Raw genomic sequence first — 18,398 nt, 5'->3', positions numbered from 1 at the left:
ATGACCAACTGGGTCTACCCCCTGGGCTCCGCCACCGACGGCGCCTGGGACATCTCGCTCGGAACCTCCGATTCCACCACCGCCGTGGACGGCTGGGCCCACACCGGCCTGAAGGTTGCCACCCTCGCGGCGGGCGCCGCCGTCGAGCTTCCCGCGGCCGGTGAGGAACGCATCGTGGTTCCGCTCAACGGCTCCTTTACCGTCACCGTGGACGGCGTCGGCTACCCCCTGGCCGGGCGGCGCTCGGTGTTCCACGGTCCCAGTGACGTCCTGTATTCGGGCATTGGGAACGCCGTCACCATCAGCTCGTCCGACGGCGGCCGCGTGGCCGTCGCCACCGCCCCGGCGCAGGCCTCGTACCCCACCCGGCTCGTTACGGCTGCCGAGACACCCGTGGAACTGCGCGGCGCGGGCAACTGCTCCCGACAGGTCCACAATTTCGGCACCCCGGCCGCACTGGAAGCAGACCGCTTTATCGTCTGCGAGGTCATCACCCCCGCCGGCAACTGGTCCTCCTATCCCCCGCACAAGCACGATGAGGAGAAGGACGGAGAAACGCACCTCGAGGAGATCTACTACTTCGAGACGCAGGTTGCCGCCGGTTCCGGGGCACCTGCCGACGCCGATGCCATCGGCTACCAGCGCGTCTACGCCTCCGATGACCGCCCCATCGACGTGTCCGCAGAAGTCCGCACCGGCGACGTGGTGCTGGTCCCCTACGGCTGGCACGGCCCTGCCATGGCGGCACCGGGCTACGACCTCTACTACCTCAACGTGATGGCAGGCCCCGGCCCCGTGCGCGAATGGCTCATCAGCGACGACCCCCACCATGGCTGGGTGCGGCAGACCTGGGACGGGCAGGACATCGACCCCCGGCTGCCGTTTACGGCCTAGGCAGGTTCCCGCAGTCACCAAAAAACAATGCCCCGCCGGAAGAAATTCCGGCGGGGCATTGTGCACACTAACGGCAATCAGCTGGCAACTTTCAGCGCCACCCTGACCGGCGCACCGGTCGCCAGCGACTCCTGGGCGGCGTCGGCCACCCGTGATGCTGCCACGGCGTCTTCGGGCGTGCACGGGTTCTCCCGCTCGCCCAGGATCAGCTCCACAAACGCTGCCATTTCGGACCGGTACGCCTGGTCGAAGCGCTCGGCGAAGGTCTGGTGCGGTTCCCCGTCCGGGAAGACGACGCCGGCTTCGGCCGAGGCCAGGGCAGACTTCCCGTCCAGGCCCACCATGACCGAGCGGCTGGACCCCTGGATCTCCAGCCTGACGTCGTGGCCGGCCCCGTTGTAGCGGCTGGCGGAGACCGTTCCCACTGTGCCGTCGTCGAAGGTAATCACCGCGAGGGCTGTGTCCACATCGCCCACTTCGCCGATGGCCGGGTCACCGTTGTTGGAGCCCTTCGCATAGACTTCCACGATCTCCCGGCCGGTCAGCCAGCGCAGGATGTCGAAGTCGTGGACCGAGCAGTCGCGGAACAGGCCGCCGGACGTCGCCAGGAATTCCACCGGCGGCGGCGTCATGTCGCAGGTGACGGCGCGCAGCGAGTGGATCCAGCCCAGCTCGCCGGCCTGGTAGGCACGTTTGGCTTCGAGGTAGCCGGCATCGAACCGGCGCTGGTGGCCGATCTGCACCACGCCGTTCCTGCCCCTGACGTAGTCCAGCACCGGCAGCGCATCGGCCACGTTCATGGCCACCGGCTTCTCGCAGAACACGGGAATGCCGGCGTCCACTCCGGCCCGGATCAGTTCCGGGTGGGTCCCGGTTCCCGTGGCGATGACCAGGCCGTCCACGCCGGAGGCGATCAGGTCCGCCACCGAGGGCAGGAACTCTGCGCCGAGGCCCGCGGCGATATTGCGTGCATGGTCTGCGGCAACATCCGTCAGCCTGAGCCGGACATTGATCCCGCGCGGGTTGAGGTCTCCGTTGAGCGCGGCGATGTTGTTGGCGTGCATGACGCCGATGCGTCCCACTCCCACCAGGCCGAGAATGACATCCTTCATAGTGTTCCTTTGTACGTAGTAGTGCTAACGGGTTGCGACGGGCGCCGGCTAGGCGAGCGCCGGCTGGACGGTGAAGGCCGCCCGGAAGGCGTCCAGTGCCGCCTCACTGTCGCCGCTGGCCCAGGCTTCCAGGCCGACCGTGCCGTAATAGCCGGCCTCGGCGAGCGCCCGGGCGACTGCCTGGTAGTTGATTTCGCCGGTGCCGGGTTCGCAGCGGCCCGGGACGTCCGCCACCTGGATCTCGCCGATGTGCGGCAGGGCGGTCCGCACCAGTTCGATCAGGTTCCCCTCGCCCAGCTGTGCGTGGTAGAGGTCCAGCATGAGCTTGACGTTGGGGTGGCCGGCGGCTTCCACCAGGGCCAGGGTGTCCTTGGCACGGGCGAGCGGAATTCCGGGGTGGTCCAGGACCGTGTTGAGGTTCTCCAGGCAGAACGTCACCTGGTGCTTCTCCCCCAGCGCGCCGAGGCGTTCCAGGGTCCTGGCCCCGGTACTCCACATGCGGCCTGTGGAACGGAAGACCGGACGTGCTGCTTTCCCGTCCACCAGTTCCGCGGAGTGCACCACCATGCGGCTCACCCCGAGCTCCAGGGCAGTGGGGATGAGCGATTCGGCAGTCCGGACCACATCGTCGGCCGTGTCGGGGTCCACCAGGCTCCCCGCGGTGTATCCCGTCATGGAGGAGAACACCGCACCGGTGGCCTTGAGCGCCGTCAGGTCCTTGGTGCGGGAGTCCCAGATTTCGACGTCGAACCCGGCGTTGTGGATGCGCCGCACCCGCTCCGTTAAAGGCAGGTCCGTGAACACCATCTCCGCGCAGACGGCCAGGCGCATCAGACCCCTGCCTTGGCTGCCGCGGGGACAGCCACCGGGCCGCCCTGCTTGACGGATTCGATGCAGGCCAGCGCCACGGCCAGGGCGCGGCGGGCGTCCGCCGTTCCCGGCGTGAGGGTGAAATCGCCCGACGGCGGCGGCGTACCGTCCCGCCGGGACCTCACCACGGCGGCGAAGTCGGCGAGTTCATCGGTGTAGGCGTCCCGGAAGAGCTCCACGTTGAGCCGCGGCGTGTCTGCCGCGAGGCCGACGGCGGTGTACCGGCGGGCGGCGGTTTCCGTGGCACGGCCGGCCTGGACCATGCCCTTGGAGCCGAAGACCTCGCCGCGGACGTCGTAGCCGTAGAGGGCGCTGAAGTTCGCTTCCGCCACGGCGATGGCGCCGTTGCTGTAGCGGATGGTGACCACTGCGGTGTCCAGGAAGCCCTGGTCGCGCAGGCCGGGTTCCACGAGGGCGTCGGCCACCGCGTAGACCTCCACGGGCTCGGCGCCTTCGTTGAACCAGTTCAGGGTGTCGAAGTCGTGGATGAGGGTTTCCAGGAAGATGGTCCAGGCGGGGACCCTGGCTGCGTGCGGGATGCTGCCGGTGCCCGGGTCGCGCGTCAGGGAGCGCAGGAGCTGCGGCTGGCCGGCTATCCCTGCGGCCAGGTCCTTCTTGGCCGCCTGGAAGTCCGCTGCGTACCGCCGGTTGAAGCCAATCTGGAAATGCACGCCGGCGGCCTCCACAGCGGCGATCGCGGCGTCGAGCTCGTCCAGGCCCTGGCCTGCGGGTTTCTCGCAGAACACGTGTTTTCCGGCCGCGGCGGCCTGGCTGATCAGGGCTGCGTGGAAGCGGGCCGGGCTGGCGATGATCACGGCATCGATGTCGGGATCGGCCAGGATGTCGTCCGCGCTGGCGGTGACCTTGGCCGTGCCGAGCGATGCTGCGAGCGCGCCGGCGGATTCGAGGTTGGGGTCGGCGATGGCGGCGAGCACGGCGTCCGGGACACGGCGGGCGATGCTTTCGGCGTGGAACGCGCCCATCCAGCCCGAACCGATGAGCCCGGTGCGCACTGGCGCCGGGACGGGAGCGGGGTTCTGTGCGAGGTAAGCCATGGGCTGGTCCTTTCGTAGGGTCGTAGCGTGTGGGTTAGGTCAGTGAAATCAGTGCCGGGCGGTGCGGGCCGGAGTTGCTGCTTCGCCGGGGAACACGACGCCGAGCTGGCGGCGGATCTCATCGGCCACTTCCAAGGTGCGGATGGAAGCCGCCAGCGTCCGCTGGCTGGCTTGCGTGTTGCTTGCGGCGATGGCGCGAGCCACCGCAGCAGCCTCGTAGTGGAGGCCTTCGAAGTGGCCGCCGGCCGGTTCATCATGACGCAGGCGTGTTCCGTCAGGGAAGCGGACCTCAAAGCCGCCGGGCATGTTGAAGGGGCCGTCGATGGTCAAGGTCGCTTCGGATCCCACCACGATGGCTGCGGTGGGCGTGAAATTGTGAATGTGGGTGTTCACCACAGCCTGGGCGCCGCCGTCGAACTGCATCACGGCGGACAGCTGGGCGTTGACTCCTGACTCGTGGGGCTGCCCCATGGCGGCCAGTTGCTGCGGGCTGCCCAGCACTTCCGTGACCAGGGCCAGCGGGTAGGTGCCAAGGTCAAGCAGCGGACCGCCGGCCAGCTTCGGGTCGAAGATGCGGTGGGAGGGGTCGAAGTGCTCGCCATACTCTGCGATAACCGTGGTGATGGTCCCCAGGGTACCGGCGTCGAGGAGCTGCCGGATCACGTCGAATTTCGGCAGGAAGAACGTCCACATGGCCTCGGCGGCAAAGACGCCGGCGGCCTCGGCCCGGGCAGCGATGTCCCGCGCCTGGTCCGCGTTGAGCCCGATCGGCTTTTCGATCAGGACGTGCTTGCCGGCGTCGATGGCCAGCACAGCGGCCGCGTGGTGGCCGGTGTGCGGGGTGCACACATAAACGATGTCGACGTCCGGGGCGGCGGCCAGTTCCTCATAGCTGCCGTACGCGGCCGGCACGTCGAATGTGTCCGCGAAGGCCTTGGACCGGCTGAGCGAACGGGACCCGACGGCGGCGATCACCTGCCCGGTGTGCGCCTGGATGGATTCGGTGAAGCGCTCGGCAATCCAGCCCGGGCCCATAATTCCCCAGCGCAGCACGGGAGCGTCGCGGGAGTCGGGGACACGGGACGGTGGAAGGGCGGTAGCGGTCATAGGTAGTTGACTTTCGTGGCGGCACCGTCGCTGTGTAGTGACTGGATCATGGCTTGGGCCACGAGCGAGGCATTCAGGCCGTCCTGCCCTCCGGCGAGGGAAGGCTTGTCCCCGGCGGCGAGCGCAGAAATCCAGGCCTGCAGCTGCAGCCGGTACGCGTCGGCGAACCGGGGGCGCCAGTCGGCAGGGATCTGCTCCTGGGTGGTTCCCTCCTGTTCGATGCGCAGCATGGCCGAATCCTGGATAGCGGTGGTGCCGCGTTCCGAAACAACTTCGCAGCGGGTGGTGTAGCCGTACTGCGCGTTCAGGAACAGCTCCAGCGTGGTGAGGGTTCCGTCCGCGGTGCGCAGCGTCATCAACGCGGGATCACGGAGTCCGGCGTCCGCCTGCCGGGTGCTCTTTCCCGCCTGCCATGACACTTCCGTGATGGGAGAATCCAGCAGCCAGGGAATGATGTCCAGCTCGTGGATGGCTGAATTTGTGATGGCCGATTCGGCGGTGGCGCCGGGAGCTGCCGAAGCGTTCCGGCTGATGCAATGGACCATCAGGGGCTCGCCCTGTGCCCGGCCCTGCACTGCGCGGCGCAGTGCAACGTAGCCCGGGTCGAAGCGCCGCATAAATCCGAGCGAGAGCAGGGACGCTCCCGCTGCGGCCACCATGTCCGCGTCCGCGGCCACCACTTCCGTGCTTTCCAGGACCGTAGGTGCCAGCGGCTTTTCGCACAGGACCGGCGTCATCGCCTCGAAGCATTCCAGGACGAGGCCGGCGTGGGTGGAGTCGTGCGAGGCGACCACCACGGCGTCCACCTCGCTGGAGTTGATCAGCTCCGATGGGTCTGTGGTGATGCGTGCCGACGGCGGTGCTGCCGCGGCGGCGCGGTCGGCGTCGAGATCCGCCACAAAGGAGACTACGGCACCGCCGATGCTGGTGGAGAGGTTCCTGATGTGGTCCGCGCCCATGATTCCGGCGCCGATGACGCCTACCCGGATCGGCATGGTGTTCCCTTCGTTTACGTTCGTGAGCGTATGGTCGGTGCGCACGGGCATGGCGGGGTGCTCCGGAGGAATGTCCGGAGCACCCCGCCCGGTGCTGCCGCTAAGCGTGTTTCGGGCCGCCGGCGTTAGCGCTGTCCGAGACTTCGGCCACTTCGGCTTTAACTTCTTTCACGACGTCGCTGTGGCCGCCGAGTTGTTCGAGTTCGTGGGCGAGTTCGGCGAGTTCGGCGCCGCCGGCCATCTGGGCGGTGAGTTCGTCCAGGGTGATGTCCTTTTTGTCGTAGTAGCCGATGGACTTGCCGCGCTTGAGCAGCAGGAACCGGTCTCCCACGGGGAAGGCGTGGTGCGGGTTGTGGGTGATGAAGATGACGCCCAGGCCGCGGTCGCGGGCCTGCAGGATGTACCGCAGGACCACACCGGACTGCTTCACGCCAAGCGCCGCCGTCGGCTCATCCAGGATCAGGACCTTCGCGCCGAAGTACACCGCCCGGGCGATCGCCACACACTGGCGTTCACCGCCGGAGAGCTGGCCGATGGGCTGCTCCACATCGCGCAGGTCGATGCCCATCTCGGCGAGTTCCTTGAGCGTGATGGCCTTCATCTTCTCCACGTCCATGCTCTTGAACGGCCCAAAACCGCTGGTGAGCTCGGAGCCGAGGAAGAAGTTCCGCCAGATCGGCATCAACGGGACCACAGCAAGGTCCTGGTAGACGGTGGCGATCCCGGCATCCAGCGCATCCCTGGGTGAGGAGAATTTCCGTTCCTCGCCCATGATGTTCAAGACACCGGCGTCGTGCTGGTGCAGGCCGGCGATGATCTTGATCAGCGTGGACTTGCCCGCACCGTTATCACCCAGCACGCAGGTGACGCGGCCGTTGTCCACGGCCATGGTGACATCGGACAGGGCGATGATGTTCCCGTAGTGCTTGCCCACCCCGTCCAGGGAGAGCAGGTGCACCGGGGTGTGCGTGAGGGGGTCTTTTTCGTTTTGCAGCAGGGTTTGCTGATCGATCTGATTGGCGTTCATTTCCGGGCCCCTTTACTTCAGTTCCGCGCGGCGCTTGACGATGAGGTTCACGATGGTGGCCAGCAGCAGCATCAGGCCCAGGAAGAACTTGAACCAGTCCGGGTTCCACTGCGCGTACACGATGCCCTTGTTGGCCATGCCGAAGATGAACGCACCGATCGCCCCGCCCACGGCCGATCCGTAGCCGCCGGTCAACAGGCACCCGCCGATCACCGCGGCGATGATGTAGAGGAACTCGTTGCCCACGCCCTCACCGGACTGCACGGTGTCGAACGCGAAGAGGTTGTGCATGCCCAGCACCCAGCCGCAGAACCCCACGCCCATAAACAGGCCGATCTTGGTGGCCTTGACCGGAACACCCACGGCGCGGGCGGCGTTCTCGTCCCCGCCCACGGCGAAGATCCAGTTCCCCACCCGGGTCCGCATGAGCACCCAGGTGGCCACCGCGACGAGGGCGATCCAGATAAAGACAGTGATTTTGACGTCGATCCCGGCGATGGTGACGGAGGAGGCAAACACGGCCCGGGCCGAGGCGAAGCCGTCCATGGTGGAGATCGAGGGTGAGGACACCGAACCGCCGATCAGGCGGGTCAGGCCCAGGTTCAGGCCGGTCAGCATCAGGAACGTGGCCAGGGTAACGATGAAGCTGGGCAGCTTGGTCTTCATCAGGATCCAGCCATTGATGAACCCGATCCCCACCGAGACAATCAGGGCAAGAAGGACTCCCACCCAGACGTTAGTGCTGAAGTACCAGCTGAACATCGACGCGGTCAGAGCCGAGGAGATCACCGCCACACCCGTGGAGAGGTCAAACTCCCCGCCGATCATCAACAGCGACACCCCCACCGCCATGATCCCGATCGTAGAACTGCCATACAGGATGGTCGCCAGCGCATTGGGCTGGGTAAACGTTGAAGACACCAACGCGAAGAAGATGAAGAGGACGATCGCGCCCACCAGGGCGCCGACCTCGGGCCGGCCGAGGAGCTTCTGGAACGGGCTGCGCTTCGCAACGCGCTCATCGGTGGCAGGTGATTTGATCTTGGTCTGGGTAATAGTCATGTGAACTCTCCTTGCTGCCGGGCCGGCATACACCGGCCCGGCCAGCGGGCTGTTAGCGAATACCCTGTTCGGCGAACGTGAGGACAGCCGCCGCATTGGACTGGTCAACGATGGCCGGACCGGTGAGGACTGACTGTCCGCCGCCGAGCCTGAATCCGCCGCGCTTGTTCTGCCACAGGGCATCGACGGCCCCGTAGCCCTGGAGCCATGGCTGCTGATCAACTGTGAACAGCACACTGCCGTCGGACACCTTTTGGGCAAGCTCCTTGTTCAAGTCGAAGCTGGCAACCTTGGCCGAACTTCCGGCCGTCGCCACTGACTTCAGGAGCGTCAGGGTGATGGGAGCACCGAGGCCGATAATGACATCGGCATCTTGGGATGCCTGCAGCTTCGCGGTGGCCGTCGATTCCACCGATGTCATGTCCGCCCCGTTGACGTACAGAATTTCCGTGCCGGGTACTTTGGCCTTTACACCGGCACACCGGGCCTCGAGACCCACGTGCCCCTGGGCCTGAATGACGCACACCGGGTGCTTGTAACCGCCGTCTGCAAGCCGTGAACCCACGGCCTCGCCAGCAAGCTTTTCATTGGACCCGAAGTGGGTGAAGGCGCCCAACTGTGCGGAGGCCGCTTCGCCGGCGTTGAAGCTGACAATCGGAATGCCTGCATCAGTGGCCTTTTTCAGCGCTTCCTTCAGGGCGTCAGGGGTGGCCAGGGTAACTGCAATGCCGTCTACCTTCTGGTCGATGGCCTGCTCGATCAACTGCGCCTGCCGGCCGGCCTCCGGATCGGAGGTGTACAGCAGTTCAACGTTGTCCTTCGCGGCCGCCTCCTCGGCGCCCTTTCGGACGGTGTCCCAGAACGTGTCGCCGGCGGGAGCGTGGGCGATCAACGCAATCTTCATTCGCTCTGTTGTGGCGACCTGGCCACCGCCTCCACCGCTTCCGGTGTCCGGGGCACGTCCGCCGGTGCTGGAGCATGCGCTCAACGCCATCATCGGCACTACCGCCGCAACCAGAGCAGCCTTACGCCAAGAAAAATTAGCCACCTAAATCTCCTTTGATCTCTCAGGTCCGGGCTGCCACTCTGCAACCGCCGGAGCACTGTCTATCTCGATCATGGTGACCTGGCTCACGAATGTCAATACTTTGTCCTGACATTAGGATGTTTTGACGTCGATAAAGTTCCGGGACGCCCTAGACGGAAGGCCGGGCCGTCGTAGTGCGAACAACCAGCGAAGGCTTAATCAGCTCTCTTATGGGTCCTTTGGTGGGGTCCTCAATGCGCTCCAGCAGTGCTTTTGCCACGTCCGCGCCCACCAGGTCACTGCGGTTGTCCACAGAGGTCAGTTCGAGATATCGGGACTTTGCCCAGGTCGAATTGTCGTAGCCGATCACGGAGATGTCTGCAGGGACCGCCAAGCCATGGGCCTTAATCGCGCCGAAGGCGCCCAGCGCCATCGTGTCATTGGCGGCAAAAATGGCCGTGGTGTCCGGATACCGGTCCAACAGCCAGCACGCCGAGGCATACCCGTCCTCCTCCGCCGTACCGCCCTCATCCCCCACAATCCGCGCATCAACACCCGCCTCCCGGAGCCGGCCATCGAAGCCTGCCCTGCGATGGGCCGCGGCGCCGCCTGAACCCGTAAGGTGGCCGATCCTCGCGTGCCCCAGCCACAGGAGGTGGTCCGCGGCAATGGCGCCGCCCCCGTCGTCGTCGTTGGTAATGAGGTCGGCATCTGGCGGCACGCCATTCCGCCACCCCGCCACGACAGTCGGAACCCCGGCCCCGGTCAGTGGAGTCCCGCCAGGTTCCGCTGCGATCACCAGGCCGTCCACATGCATGGCCAGCAGCCCGTCAGCCGCCTCCCTGATGCGGTTCTCCCCCGGCCGGGAATCGGCCAGCGTCACATGGTAGCCATGCTCCGTCAGAACAGATTCCATCCCCCTGAGCAGATCCACGAACCAGAGGTTCCGGTAATCATCGATCACCAGGCCGATGCTCTTGGTCCTGCTGCTCGCCAGCGTGGTGGCCGCCCTGCTGGGACGGTATCCCAACTCGGCAATGGCGGCCCGCACTGCCTCGCGGCGCTTATCGCTCACCCTGCCAGGGTTCTGCAGCACCAGTGAAACCAGCGACGGCGAGACTCCGGCCAGCTTGGCAACATCGTAAATTGTGGGGCGTCTGGCCTGATGGTTGTGCATTATCACCGGGGCTGCCTTCCTTGGGTCTCATGGAGTTTTCACGGACGATTGACAGGACATATAGACATGACTACGCTCAAAGTCAGCATACAAAATTGTAGCGCTACAAAAATGCCGCAGAGTGTCCCGCCGCGGCTGAATTTCAAAGGAGAAATCAATGGCTGAAAGCCTTGGTGTCGCGGTCATCGGCGCAGGCATGGCCGGAAAGGCCCACGCGGCGGCCTACCGGACGGCGTCCACCCTCTACAGCCCGGTCCTCCCCCAGGTCCGACTTGTCTCGATAGGTGACGTGAACGCCGAGTTCGGTTCCTTGGCTGCCCGCCGTTTCGGGTATGAGCGCAACGACACGTCGTGGCAGGCAATCGCCGAAGCCGACGACATCGACGTCGTCAGCGTGGTTATTGCAAACTCGCTGCACCGCGAGGTCGTCGAAGGCCTGCTCGCTGCAGGCAAGCACGTCCTGTGCGAAAAGCCGCTCAGCGATTCGATGGAAGACGCACGCGCGATGGCCGCAGCCGCCCGCAACGCATCCAGCATCGCCCGCATTGGCTTCACGTTCCGGCGCACTCCCGGCATCGCCTACATCCGCGACCTCATCCGGAACGGCGTCCTCGGCAACGTCCTGCACTTCAGCGGCCGCTACTGGACCGACTACGGCTTCAGCCCCTCCGCTCCCATGAGCTGGCGCTACAAAGGCGGCCCAGGCTCCGGGGCCCTTGCCGACGTCGGATCCCACCTGGCTTACGTCTCCGAGTTCCTGTGCGGTGACATTCAGTCCATCTCCGGCGGCCAGCTCAGCACCGTCATCAACAAACGTCCGCTGCCGCTTGCCGCCGTGATGGGCCACGACCATGCTGCCGTCAGCGACACCTTCGAAGCCGTCGAAAACGACGACTACGCAGCATTCAACGCTGAGTTCGCCACCGGCGCCGGAAGCTTCGAAGTCTCCCGCGTTGCCGCCGGACACGCCAACAGCCTCCAGTTCGAGGTGTTCTGCGAAAACGGCGCCGCCAAGTTCGACCAGCGTCGGCCCTCGGAAATCCAGTTGTTCCTCAACGACGGCTCCGGCAACGAGAACGGCTACCGCCAGGTCATCCTGGGCCCGGGCCACCCCTACATCACCGGCGGCCTGGCCATGGACGCTCCCGAGGTGGGCTTCGGCCAGAACGACGCGTTCGGCTACCAGGCCCGCGCGTTCCTCGAAGAGGTTGCCGGCCTCAGCGAAGCGGAGTCACTGCCGCGTTGCGCCACGTTCGAGGAGGGCGTGCGCAACATGGAACTCCTCGGTGCCGTCACCGAATCCGCCCTCAACAACGGAAAGAAAATCACGCTATGAAACTCGGCGTCTACAACGCAATCCTGCACGACCGGCCGTTGCCCGAGGCCCTCAAGGTCATCGCGGATCTGGGCCTGACCGGCATCGAAATCAACACCGGCGGATTCCTGCCCGCGGTCCACGTCCCCACGTTCGATGAGATCCTCACCAGCGACGCCGCCCGGGACGACTACCTGGCGATCTTCGAAGGCACCGGCGTGGCAATCGCCGGCCTGAACTGCAACGGCAACCCGCTGCATCCCAAGCGCGAAATCGGCGAGAAGCATGCCGAGGATATCCGCCGCTCCATCCGGCTCGCTGCGCGTCTGGGCCAGAACCGGGTGGTCACCATGTCCGGCCTGCCAGGTGGTGAACCGGGTGCAACCACCGTCAACTGGGTGGTGAACGCCTGGAACTCAGCTGCCCTGGACGTACTGGACTATCAGTGGGGCGTCGCCGCCGACTTCTGGAAGGAAACCGATCGCCTCGCGGCTGACCACGGCGTCAAGGTGGCCTTGGAGCTGCACCCGCAGAACATCGTCTTCAACACCGCTGACGTCCACAAGCTCATCGAACTCACTGGTGCCACCCACGTGGGTGTTGAGCTGGACGCCTCCCACCTGTTCTGGCAGCAGATGGATCCGGTGGCGGTGGTCCGCGAACTCGGCCCGCTGGTCTTCCAGGCTGCCGCCAAGGACGTCCGGGTCAACACCGCGAACGCCGCGCTCTACGGTGTGCTCGACAACAGCTTCCGCCGGCTCTCCCCGGAGGAAAACCGGACCAACCTCGGCGGCGACGAGTGGGCCAACGAGTGGCCCAAGAACTCCGCTTGGGACTTCGTGGCTCTGGGCCGCGGGCACGATACAGCCTTCTGGACCGAGTTCCTGCGCGCGCTGCATGAAGTGGACCCGGACATGCTGGTCAACATCGAACACGAGGACACCTCCCTGGGCCGGATCGAGGGGCTGGAGGTCGCAGCCAAGGTCCTGCTCGACGCTGATGCCGCGCTTGCCGCATCGCTGAACCCGGCGGTTTAACCACCCCACGGCCCGCAGACTGACAGCAGGGGCGTCGCTTCCGCGGCGCCCCTGCTGTTCTGTCTCCGGAGCATTCCCCCTGACAGAGAAGGAAGAGGAAACATGCGCATTGGGATAGTCGGGTACGGAGCCGGTGGAAAGTACTTCCATGCGCCGTTCATCGAAGCGGCTGAGGACATCGAGCTCGTGGGGATCGTGGCCCGCTCGGCTGCGAAGAAGGCCGAGGTGGAAGCGGATCTCCCGGGACTTCCCGTGTATTCGAGCCTGGGAGAACTGCTTGCGGCCGGTGTTGACGCGGTGACCATCACCACGCCGCCGCACACCCGCCATGACCTGGTGATGGAAGCCATCAAGGCAGGCGTGCATGTGGTCGCCGACAAGCCCTTTGCCCCGAATGCTCAGGCGGCGCGTGAACTGGCCGAAGCCGCCGCGCGGGCCGGCGTGGTCCTCAACGTGTACCACAACCGCCGTCGCGACGCCGATATCCTCACCCTCGCCGGCGTCCTTGCTTCCGGGAAACTTGGCGACATCTGGCGGGTGCACTCCACAATGGACCAGGACAACGCCGGCAGCCTTGAAGTTGGCGCCAGCGGTGGGCTCCTGCGGGATTTGGGCAGCCACCTGGTTGACCAGATGCTGTGGCTGCTGGGACCGGCGAGCCACGTGCACGCGACCCTGGACTGGACGGACCGTTTCGGGGAGCGGACTGACTGCGGCTTTGTGGTGACCATGACGCATGCGTCAGGAGCTGTCTCCACCGTGTCTGCCAGCAAACTCAACCACTCCGAGACCCGGGAGCTGCGGGCTTACGGCAGCAGGGGCAGCTACATCGCCTCCGGCGCCGATGTGCAGGCGGAGGCCCTGATGTCGGGCCGCCGTCCGGTTGAGGAACCGGCCACGTGGGGCATCGACGCGGCCGAAAACTGGGGCACGCTGTCCACCAAGGACGGCCGCGTAACCATTGCCTCGGCGCAGGGAAACTATGCCGGCTTTTATACCTGGTTCGCCCGCGCAGTCCGTGGTGAGGGCCCCGAACCGGTGCCGGCCGCGGACGGGCTCCGGACGCTGGAGGTGCTGGATGCGGCCCGCCGCAGTGCGCAGGAGAACGCGGTGATCGCGCTGTAGCACCCTCTCTCACTTAATGCGGGTTTTCCCGCATCCCTCGCTCACAGGGTGAGAGAGGGATCCTTGTTTTCCTGCATTAAGTGAGAGAGCGTCCTGGGCCACGCACCCGCTGGAGACAGAAACGCCCGACGCCGGCCGGCGTCGGGCGTTCTTGCGTCACCCTGGTTTTTGCGTCAACTTAGGCGGACACGCCTGAGCGCTCCTTGAACAGGTGCTCGAGCTCCTCCAGGGATTTGTCCTTGGTTTCCGGAACGACGCGCTTGACCCAGGCAATGGCACCCAGCTGCAGGGCAACGAAGATGAAGAACGTCGCCGAAACACCGATCCACGAGACCATCTGCGGGAAGAAGAACCCGATCAGGAAGTTGATCATCCACAGCACAAAGACGCAGATGCCCATCGCGATGCCGCGGACGTGCATGGGGAAGATCTCGGACATGGTCAACCATGTGACGGTGCCGATGCAGCCCTGCATGGACGCCAGGAACGTCACCATGAACAGCAGCACCAGGTAGCCGCGCAGGGTGCTCTCCGGCAGTGCCAGGGAGATGACTGCAATGGCCGTCAGCGACGACGCTGTGCCGCACAGCCCTACGATCAGCATGGGTTTGCGGGGCACCCGCGTCATCAGATACATGCCGACGACGACGGCAGCCACCGACGTGATGCCGTTGAGGACGTTGGCAATCAGGGCGCCCTGGTCGCCAAATCCGGACGAAGACAGGATGGACGTCCCGTAGTACATGATGGCGTTGACGCCGCTGATCTGGTTGATGATTGCCATGCCCAGGCCCACCACGAAGATCCTGCGGATCCACGGAACCGTGAGGTCCTTGAACGTGCCCATCTTGGACTGGTAATCCTCGCGGGCTGCCTGCCGGACCTCGTCGAACTCCGCGGAGACGTCGCCGGCGGCGCGGGTGGAGCGCAGCACCTCAAGGACGGCTCCGAAGCGGCCTGCCGACGCCAGCCAGCGCGGGCTCTCCGGCAGGACCAGCATTCCAAACCACAGGATAACGGCCGGGAGCGTGGCGATCACCAGCATCCACCGCCAGACGTGCATCTCTTCGGGGAAGAGGTTGCCCAGCACTGCGTTGAAGGTGAAGGCCAGGAACTGGCCGGTGACGATCATCAGTTCGTTTTGCGTGACGATCCGGCCGCGCTGGGCCGCCGGCGACATTTCCGCGAGGTACACGGGAACAATCACGGAAGCGCCGCCCACTGCCAGGCCCAGCAGGGTCCGGGCCGCAATGAGCAGTTCGGTGCTTGGCGAGATGGTGCAGGCGATAGTGGCCACAATGAAGATCAGGGCCAGGCCCATGATGGTCCTCCGCCGGCCGAGGCGGTCAGAGAGCCGGCCCGCGCTGATGGCGCCGAAGGCCGCGCCGAACAGGAGCGTGGACGTGACCAGCCCTTCGGTCAGCGGTGTGAGGCCGAGGTCCCGCTGCATAAACGGCAGGGCACCGTTGATGACGCCAGTGTCATAGCCGAAGAGCAGTCCGCCGAAGGTGGAGAAGAGCGCCACCTTCCGCATGAATTTCTTCGGGTTGGCAGGCTTGGCGGAGTTGTTCTGCTTGGGACTGCCGGGGGCTTCGGCTTGGACTGTGCCGGGATTCGCCATGGTTTGCTTCGCGTCGCCCCCCACTACTTGACCTTGTCGATGTACTGGCCCATCGTCTCCAGCTGGTAGCGGGAGACGTCCTCGGCGTTCTCGTCCTCGGCGAAGACGCTGGACACCATCACGGTGTTGTCCTTGTCCAGGAAGCCGATTTCCTTGAGGCCGCCAAAGAACTCGTCCCAGTTGACGTCGCCGTCGCCGATCTTCAGGTGCTGGTGGACGCGGACGGCGTTTCCGGGCGGGTTGGTGATGTAGCGCAGGCCGTGGGACGCATGGTGGTCCATCGTGTCCGAAACATGGACCAGGCGGAGTCTGTCCCCGGCGGCACGCATGATTTCCAGCGGCTTGTTGCCCATGTGGAACGAGTGCGAGGCGACATAGACCATGCCGATGTTGGGCGAGTTCACACCCCGGATGACGCGGATGGCCGCGAGGCCGTCCTCGACGAAGTCGTCCGGGTGCGGGTCGATCAGGACGTCCAGGCCCTCGCGTTCAATGATCGGCAGCAGCTCCTCCATGGAGCGGTAGAAGGCGCGCTCGGACTCTTCGGCTTTCTCGGGCCGGCCGCTGAATTCGGTGTTCATCGTATTGACACCGAGGTCCACGGCGATCTGGATGGCGCGCTTCCAATAGCGGACGGCAGCCTCGCGGGCGTCCTCATCCGGGCCGGACCAGCGCAGGACCGGAAGCACCGAAGCGATTTCCACACCGGCGTCCTTGCACTCCTTCTTCAGCTGGACCACCAGTTCGTCGTCGGCCTTGGGGTGGTTATAGAACGGGATCATGTCTGCGTGCGGGGTCATCTGCAGGTACTTGTAGCCAAGATCGGCGGCCACGCGCGGGAATTCCAGCAGGCTGTGGCTGTGGTGGAACGGGGTGGGGTCCAGGGCGATTTTCATGGTCACTCCTTTGTGGTTCGGAAAACTTCGATGCTGCATAGAGGGGCGGCCTGCCGGTCTGCTGCCGGCAGGCCGCCCTTGGTCCAACCGAAGGCTAGCTGTACAGCGCAGGCTTGGTGTTCAGCTGGACTTTGACCTTCTCGCCTGATTTCTGGGCCTCGACGCCGGCCTCGCAGCACGCTGCGGTGGCGTAACCGTCCCAGGCGGTGGGGCCGCCGATTTCCCCGCGAAGGGCGCCATCCACCCAGGCCTGGACCTCGACGTCGTAGGCCGCCCCGAAGCGGTCCTCGAACCCGGGGGTGACGTTGCCGCCCCACTTGCCGGCCGTCTGGATGTACGGTCCGCTGTCCCCGCCGATGCTCACGATGCCGTCCTCGAAGGACGCCTGCGTGGCCACCTGGTAACCGAACTTGGCGTTGACGTAGATCTCGACGTCGGCCAGGACACCGGATTCGGTCTCCAGCAGGACGTGCTGGGGATCGTGCTGGCCGTTTGGGGCATTGCGCGTGGCTTTGCCGAGGCGGACCTGGACCGAGGTGATTTCCTCACCGGTGAAGTAGCGGATCGCGTCGAACTCGTGGACCACGGAGTCGTTGATGAGCATCTCGTTGGTGAAGCCCTCGGGGGTGCTCGGGTTGCGGTGCTGGTGGTGCAGCATCAGCAGCTCCCCCAGTTCGCCGTTGCGGATGACCGAACCCAGCGCCGCGTACTCCGCGTCGAAGCGCCGCATAAAACCGACCTGGATGAGCTTGCGGCCCGCAGCGACCTCGGCCTGGACCACCTTCCAGGCGCTCTCCGCATCCGGCGTGAGCGGCTTTTCGCAGAGGATGGGGAAACCCTTCTCAAGGGCCTTATACAGGATTTCCTCGTGGAGGAAGCCCGGCGTGGCGATCAGCACGGCGTTGACGTCGCCGTTGTTGAGCGCTTCGTCGGCGCTGGCCAGGGCCGACGCACCGTCGATGCCTTCGATGGCGGCCTGCGCACGGGCAAGGTCGACGTCGACGACGGCGGCTACTTCAGCGCCGTGGATGCGCGTGCTGAGGCGCTTGATGTGGTCCGCACCCATTCGGCCTGCGCCAATGACGGCTACGCGGAGAGTCTTTGTCACTTTTCTGTCCTTCGTGAGGTTCGGTTGAGCTACTGGACCCGGGTGCGGGATCCGCAGGAGAGCAGGTAGTTGCGGGTGCGCTTGGCGATGGGCATCGGGACGTCGAACGCGACGGGGTACATGTCCTGCTCAACAATGCCGAAGATCGGACGGTTGAGTGCTTCCACAGCCTCGATGACGGCGCGCAGGTCCGGCAGGCCGTTCGGAGGCTCCGTCATCACGCCTGCGAGGTTGGCTGCTGCCCAGGTCATGTTTTCCTCGTTGACTTGTCTGAGGACCTCCGGGTTGATCTGCTTCAGGTGCAGGTAGCCGATGCGGTCCGGGTAGTTCTTGATCAGTTCAAGGCTGGAGGCTCCGCAGTATTCCGCGTGACCGGTGTCCAGGCACAGGTTCAGGTACTTGGGGTCGGTAGCGGCCAGCAAGGTCTCGATGTCCTGCTGGGCACCGACGTGGGAGTCAGCGTGGGAGTGGAACTGCTGCTGCAGGCCGAAGTCCTCCAGCAGGACCTTGCCCATACGGTTGTGGCCAGCGAACAGGTCTGCCCACTGCTCATCGGTCAGTTCGCCGCTTTCGACGGCTTCGCCGGTGACGTCATCACGCCACATCGCCGGGATGACCACGATGTGTTCGCCGCCCATGGCTGCCGTCAGTTCGGCCACCTTGCGGGCAGGCTCCCAGGCCTCGTCATACTGTTTGGCGCCGCGGTGGAAAGCCGTGAAGACCGTTCCGGCAGTGACCTTCAGGTCGCGGGCCTTGAGCTCTTCGGCCAGGCGGGTGGGGTCGTTGGGCAGGTAGCCGTAGGGACCCAGTTCGATCCACTTGTAACCCGACTCTGCAACCTCGTCCAGGAAACGCTCCCACGGGGTCTGCTGGGGATCGTCCGGAAACCAGACACCCCAGGAGTCAGGGGCGGTGCCGATGATGAGCTTGTTCTCGACGTCAGTCATGACTTTCCTTCTCATCGATTGCT

17 protein-coding genes are annotated in these 18,398 nt (G+C 65.3%); 4 read left to right on the top strand and 13 right to left on the bottom strand.

Going from position 1 to position 18,398, the window contains the following annotated elements:
- Entirely contained in the window at positions 1-894 is an 894-nt protein-coding gene (gene iolB / locus IDT60_RS03875; RefSeq protein WP_191080927.1) for a 5-deoxy-glucuronate isomerase, read from the top strand.
- Positions 895-971: 77 nt separating this feature from the next.
- Here the strand turns inward: iolB and IDT60_RS03870 are convergent, their stop codons facing one another.
- The 9 genes from IDT60_RS03870 to IDT60_RS03830 all read right to left on the bottom strand — a co-directional run bounded on the left by IDT60_RS03870 (position 972) and on the right by IDT60_RS03830 (position 10,326).
- Positions 972-2,006 (bottom strand): Gfo/Idh/MocA family oxidoreductase, encoded by a 1,035-nt coding sequence (locus IDT60_RS03870; RefSeq protein WP_191080926.1) that lies wholly within the window; start codon positions 2,004-2,006, stop codon positions 972-974.
- Positions 2,007-2,054: 48 nt separating this feature from the next.
- Positions 2,055-2,837, bottom strand: coding sequence for a TIM barrel protein (locus IDT60_RS03865; RefSeq protein ID WP_191080925.1), 783 nt, complete (start codon positions 2,835-2,837; stop codon positions 2,055-2,057).
- Entirely contained in the window at positions 2,837-3,931 is a 1,095-nt protein-coding gene (locus IDT60_RS03860; RefSeq protein WP_191080924.1) for a Gfo/Idh/MocA family oxidoreductase, read from the bottom strand. The genes IDT60_RS03865 and IDT60_RS03860 overlap by 1 nt, the downstream gene beginning before the upstream one ends.
- A gap of 48 nt (positions 3,932-3,979) precedes the next feature.
- Positions 3,980-5,038 (bottom strand): Gfo/Idh/MocA family protein, encoded by a 1,059-nt coding sequence (locus tag IDT60_RS03855; RefSeq protein ID WP_191080923.1) that lies wholly within the window; start codon positions 5,036-5,038, stop codon positions 3,980-3,982.
- Positions 5,035-6,033: a Gfo/Idh/MocA family oxidoreductase gene (locus tag IDT60_RS03850; RefSeq protein WP_191080922.1), complete on the bottom strand. Its 999-nt coding sequence runs from the start codon at positions 6,031-6,033 to the stop codon at positions 5,035-5,037. Before IDT60_RS03850 ends, IDT60_RS03855 begins: the two co-directional genes overlap by 4 nt.
- Before the next feature lie 100 nt (positions 6,034-6,133).
- Positions 6,134-7,060 carry an ATP-binding cassette domain-containing protein gene (locus IDT60_RS03845; protein ID WP_191080921.1) on the bottom strand — a complete coding sequence of 309 codons (927 nt, stop codon included), beginning with the start codon at positions 7,058-7,060 and terminating at the stop codon, positions 6,134-6,136.
- A 12-nt stretch (positions 7,061-7,072) separates the two neighbouring features.
- The gene (locus IDT60_RS03840; RefSeq protein ID WP_191080920.1) at positions 7,073-8,122 is read right to left on the bottom strand and encodes an ABC transporter permease; all 1,050 of its coding nucleotides are present in this window, start codon (positions 8,120-8,122) and stop codon (positions 7,073-7,075) included.
- 52 nt (positions 8,123-8,174) lie between these two features.
- Positions 8,175-9,170: a substrate-binding domain-containing protein gene (locus tag IDT60_RS03835; protein WP_164202080.1), complete on the bottom strand. Its 996-nt coding sequence runs from the start codon at positions 9,168-9,170 to the stop codon at positions 8,175-8,177.
- Positions 9,171-9,318: 148 nt separating this feature from the next.
- Positions 9,319-10,326 carry a LacI family DNA-binding transcriptional regulator gene (locus IDT60_RS03830; RefSeq protein ID WP_191080919.1) on the bottom strand — a complete coding sequence of 336 codons (1,008 nt, stop codon included), beginning with the start codon at positions 10,324-10,326 and terminating at the stop codon, positions 9,319-9,321.
- Between the two features lie 157 nt (positions 10,327-10,483).
- Here IDT60_RS03830 and IDT60_RS03825 point away from each other — a divergent pair, with 157 nt between their 5' ends.
- The 3 genes from IDT60_RS03825 to IDT60_RS03815 all read left to right on the top strand — a co-directional run bounded on the left by IDT60_RS03825 (position 10,484) and on the right by IDT60_RS03815 (position 13,803).
- Complete coding sequence (locus tag IDT60_RS03825) at positions 10,484-11,662, top strand: Gfo/Idh/MocA family protein (protein WP_164202084.1); 1,179 nt, start codon at positions 10,484-10,486, stop codon at positions 11,660-11,662.
- On the top strand, positions 11,659-12,678 hold the full coding sequence (locus IDT60_RS03820) for a sugar phosphate isomerase/epimerase (RefSeq protein WP_191080918.1): 1,020 nt from the start codon (positions 11,659-11,661) through the stop codon (positions 12,676-12,678). The genes IDT60_RS03825 and IDT60_RS03820 overlap by 4 nt, the downstream gene beginning before the upstream one ends.
- Positions 12,679-12,780: 102 nt before the next feature.
- Positions 12,781-13,803 carry a Gfo/Idh/MocA family oxidoreductase gene (locus IDT60_RS03815; protein ID WP_191080917.1) on the top strand — a complete coding sequence of 341 codons (1,023 nt, stop codon included), beginning with the start codon at positions 12,781-12,783 and terminating at the stop codon, positions 13,801-13,803.
- Between the two features lie 178 nt (positions 13,804-13,981).
- Here the strand turns inward: IDT60_RS03815 and IDT60_RS03810 are convergent, their stop codons facing one another.
- The 4 genes from IDT60_RS03810 to IDT60_RS03795 all read right to left on the bottom strand — a co-directional run bounded on the left by IDT60_RS03810 (position 13,982) and on the right by IDT60_RS03795 (position 18,375).
- Positions 13,982-15,424, bottom strand: a complete 1,443-nt coding sequence (locus IDT60_RS03810) for a sugar porter family MFS transporter (RefSeq protein ID WP_191080916.1) — start codon at positions 15,422-15,424, stop codon at positions 13,982-13,984.
- 23 nt (positions 15,425-15,447) lie between these two features.
- The gene (locus IDT60_RS03805) at positions 15,448-16,320 is read right to left on the bottom strand and encodes a sugar phosphate isomerase/epimerase (protein WP_191080915.1); all 873 of its coding nucleotides are present in this window, start codon (positions 16,318-16,320) and stop codon (positions 15,448-15,450) included.
- 94 nt (positions 16,321-16,414) lie between these two features.
- The gene (locus IDT60_RS03800; RefSeq protein WP_191080914.1) at positions 16,415-17,428 is read right to left on the bottom strand and encodes a Gfo/Idh/MocA family protein; all 1,014 of its coding nucleotides are present in this window, start codon (positions 17,426-17,428) and stop codon (positions 16,415-16,417) included.
- A 29-nt stretch (positions 17,429-17,457) separates the two neighbouring features.
- Complete coding sequence (locus IDT60_RS03795) at positions 17,458-18,375, bottom strand: sugar phosphate isomerase/epimerase (protein WP_191080913.1); 918 nt, start codon at positions 18,373-18,375, stop codon at positions 17,458-17,460.
- Between the last annotated feature and the right edge of the window lie 23 nt (positions 18,376-18,398).

Source organism: Pseudarthrobacter sp. BIM B-2242, from assembly GCF_014764445.1.
GTDB lineage: Bacteria > Actinomycetota > Actinomycetes > Actinomycetales > Micrococcaceae > Arthrobacter > Arthrobacter luteus_A.
This window is presented reverse-complemented; position numbering and strand designations above follow the sequence as displayed.

Coding starts and splice junctions, on each gene's coding strand:
- IDT60_RS03820 (WP_191080918.1), top strand. CDS start 11,659: ATGAAACTCGGCGTCTACAACGCAATCCTGCACGACCGGCCGTTGCCC.
- IDT60_RS03795 (WP_191080913.1), bottom strand. CDS start 18,375: ATGACTGACGTCGAGAACAAGCTCATCATCGGCACCGCCCCTGACTCC.
- IDT60_RS03830 (WP_191080919.1), bottom strand. CDS start 10,326: ATGCACAACCATCAGGCCAGACGCCCCACAATTTACGATGTTGCCAAG.
- IDT60_RS03810 (WP_191080916.1), bottom strand. CDS start 15,424: ATGGCGAATCCCGGCACAGTCCAAGCCGAAGCCCCCGGCAGTCCCAAG.
- IDT60_RS03860 (WP_191080924.1), bottom strand. CDS start 3,931: ATGGCTTACCTCGCACAGAACCCCGCTCCCGTCCCGGCGCCAGTGCGC.
- iolB (WP_191080927.1), top strand. CDS start 1: ATGACCAACTGGGTCTACCCCCTGGGCTCCGCCACCGACGGCGCCTGG.
- IDT60_RS03825 (WP_164202084.1), top strand. CDS start 10,484: ATGGCTGAAAGCCTTGGTGTCGCGGTCATCGGCGCAGGCATGGCCGGA.
- IDT60_RS03815 (WP_191080917.1), top strand. CDS start 12,781: ATGCGCATTGGGATAGTCGGGTACGGAGCCGGTGGAAAGTACTTCCAT.
- IDT60_RS03855 (WP_191080923.1), bottom strand. CDS start 5,038: ATGACCGCTACCGCCCTTCCACCGTCCCGTGTCCCCGACTCCCGCGAC.
- IDT60_RS03805 (WP_191080915.1), bottom strand. CDS start 16,320: ATGAAAATCGCCCTGGACCCCACCCCGTTCCACCACAGCCACAGCCTG.
- IDT60_RS03865 (WP_191080925.1), bottom strand. CDS start 2,837: ATGCGCCTGGCCGTCTGCGCGGAGATGGTGTTCACGGACCTGCCTTTA.
- IDT60_RS03845 (WP_191080921.1), bottom strand. CDS start 7,060: ATGAACGCCAATCAGATCGATCAGCAAACCCTGCTGCAAAACGAAAAA.
- IDT60_RS03840 (WP_191080920.1), bottom strand. CDS start 8,122: ATGACTATTACCCAGACCAAGATCAAATCACCTGCCACCGATGAGCGC.
- IDT60_RS03850 (WP_191080922.1), bottom strand. CDS start 6,033: ATGCCGATCCGGGTAGGCGTCATCGGCGCCGGAATCATGGGCGCGGAC.
- IDT60_RS03870 (WP_191080926.1), bottom strand. CDS start 2,006: ATGAAGGATGTCATTCTCGGCCTGGTGGGAGTGGGACGCATCGGCGTC.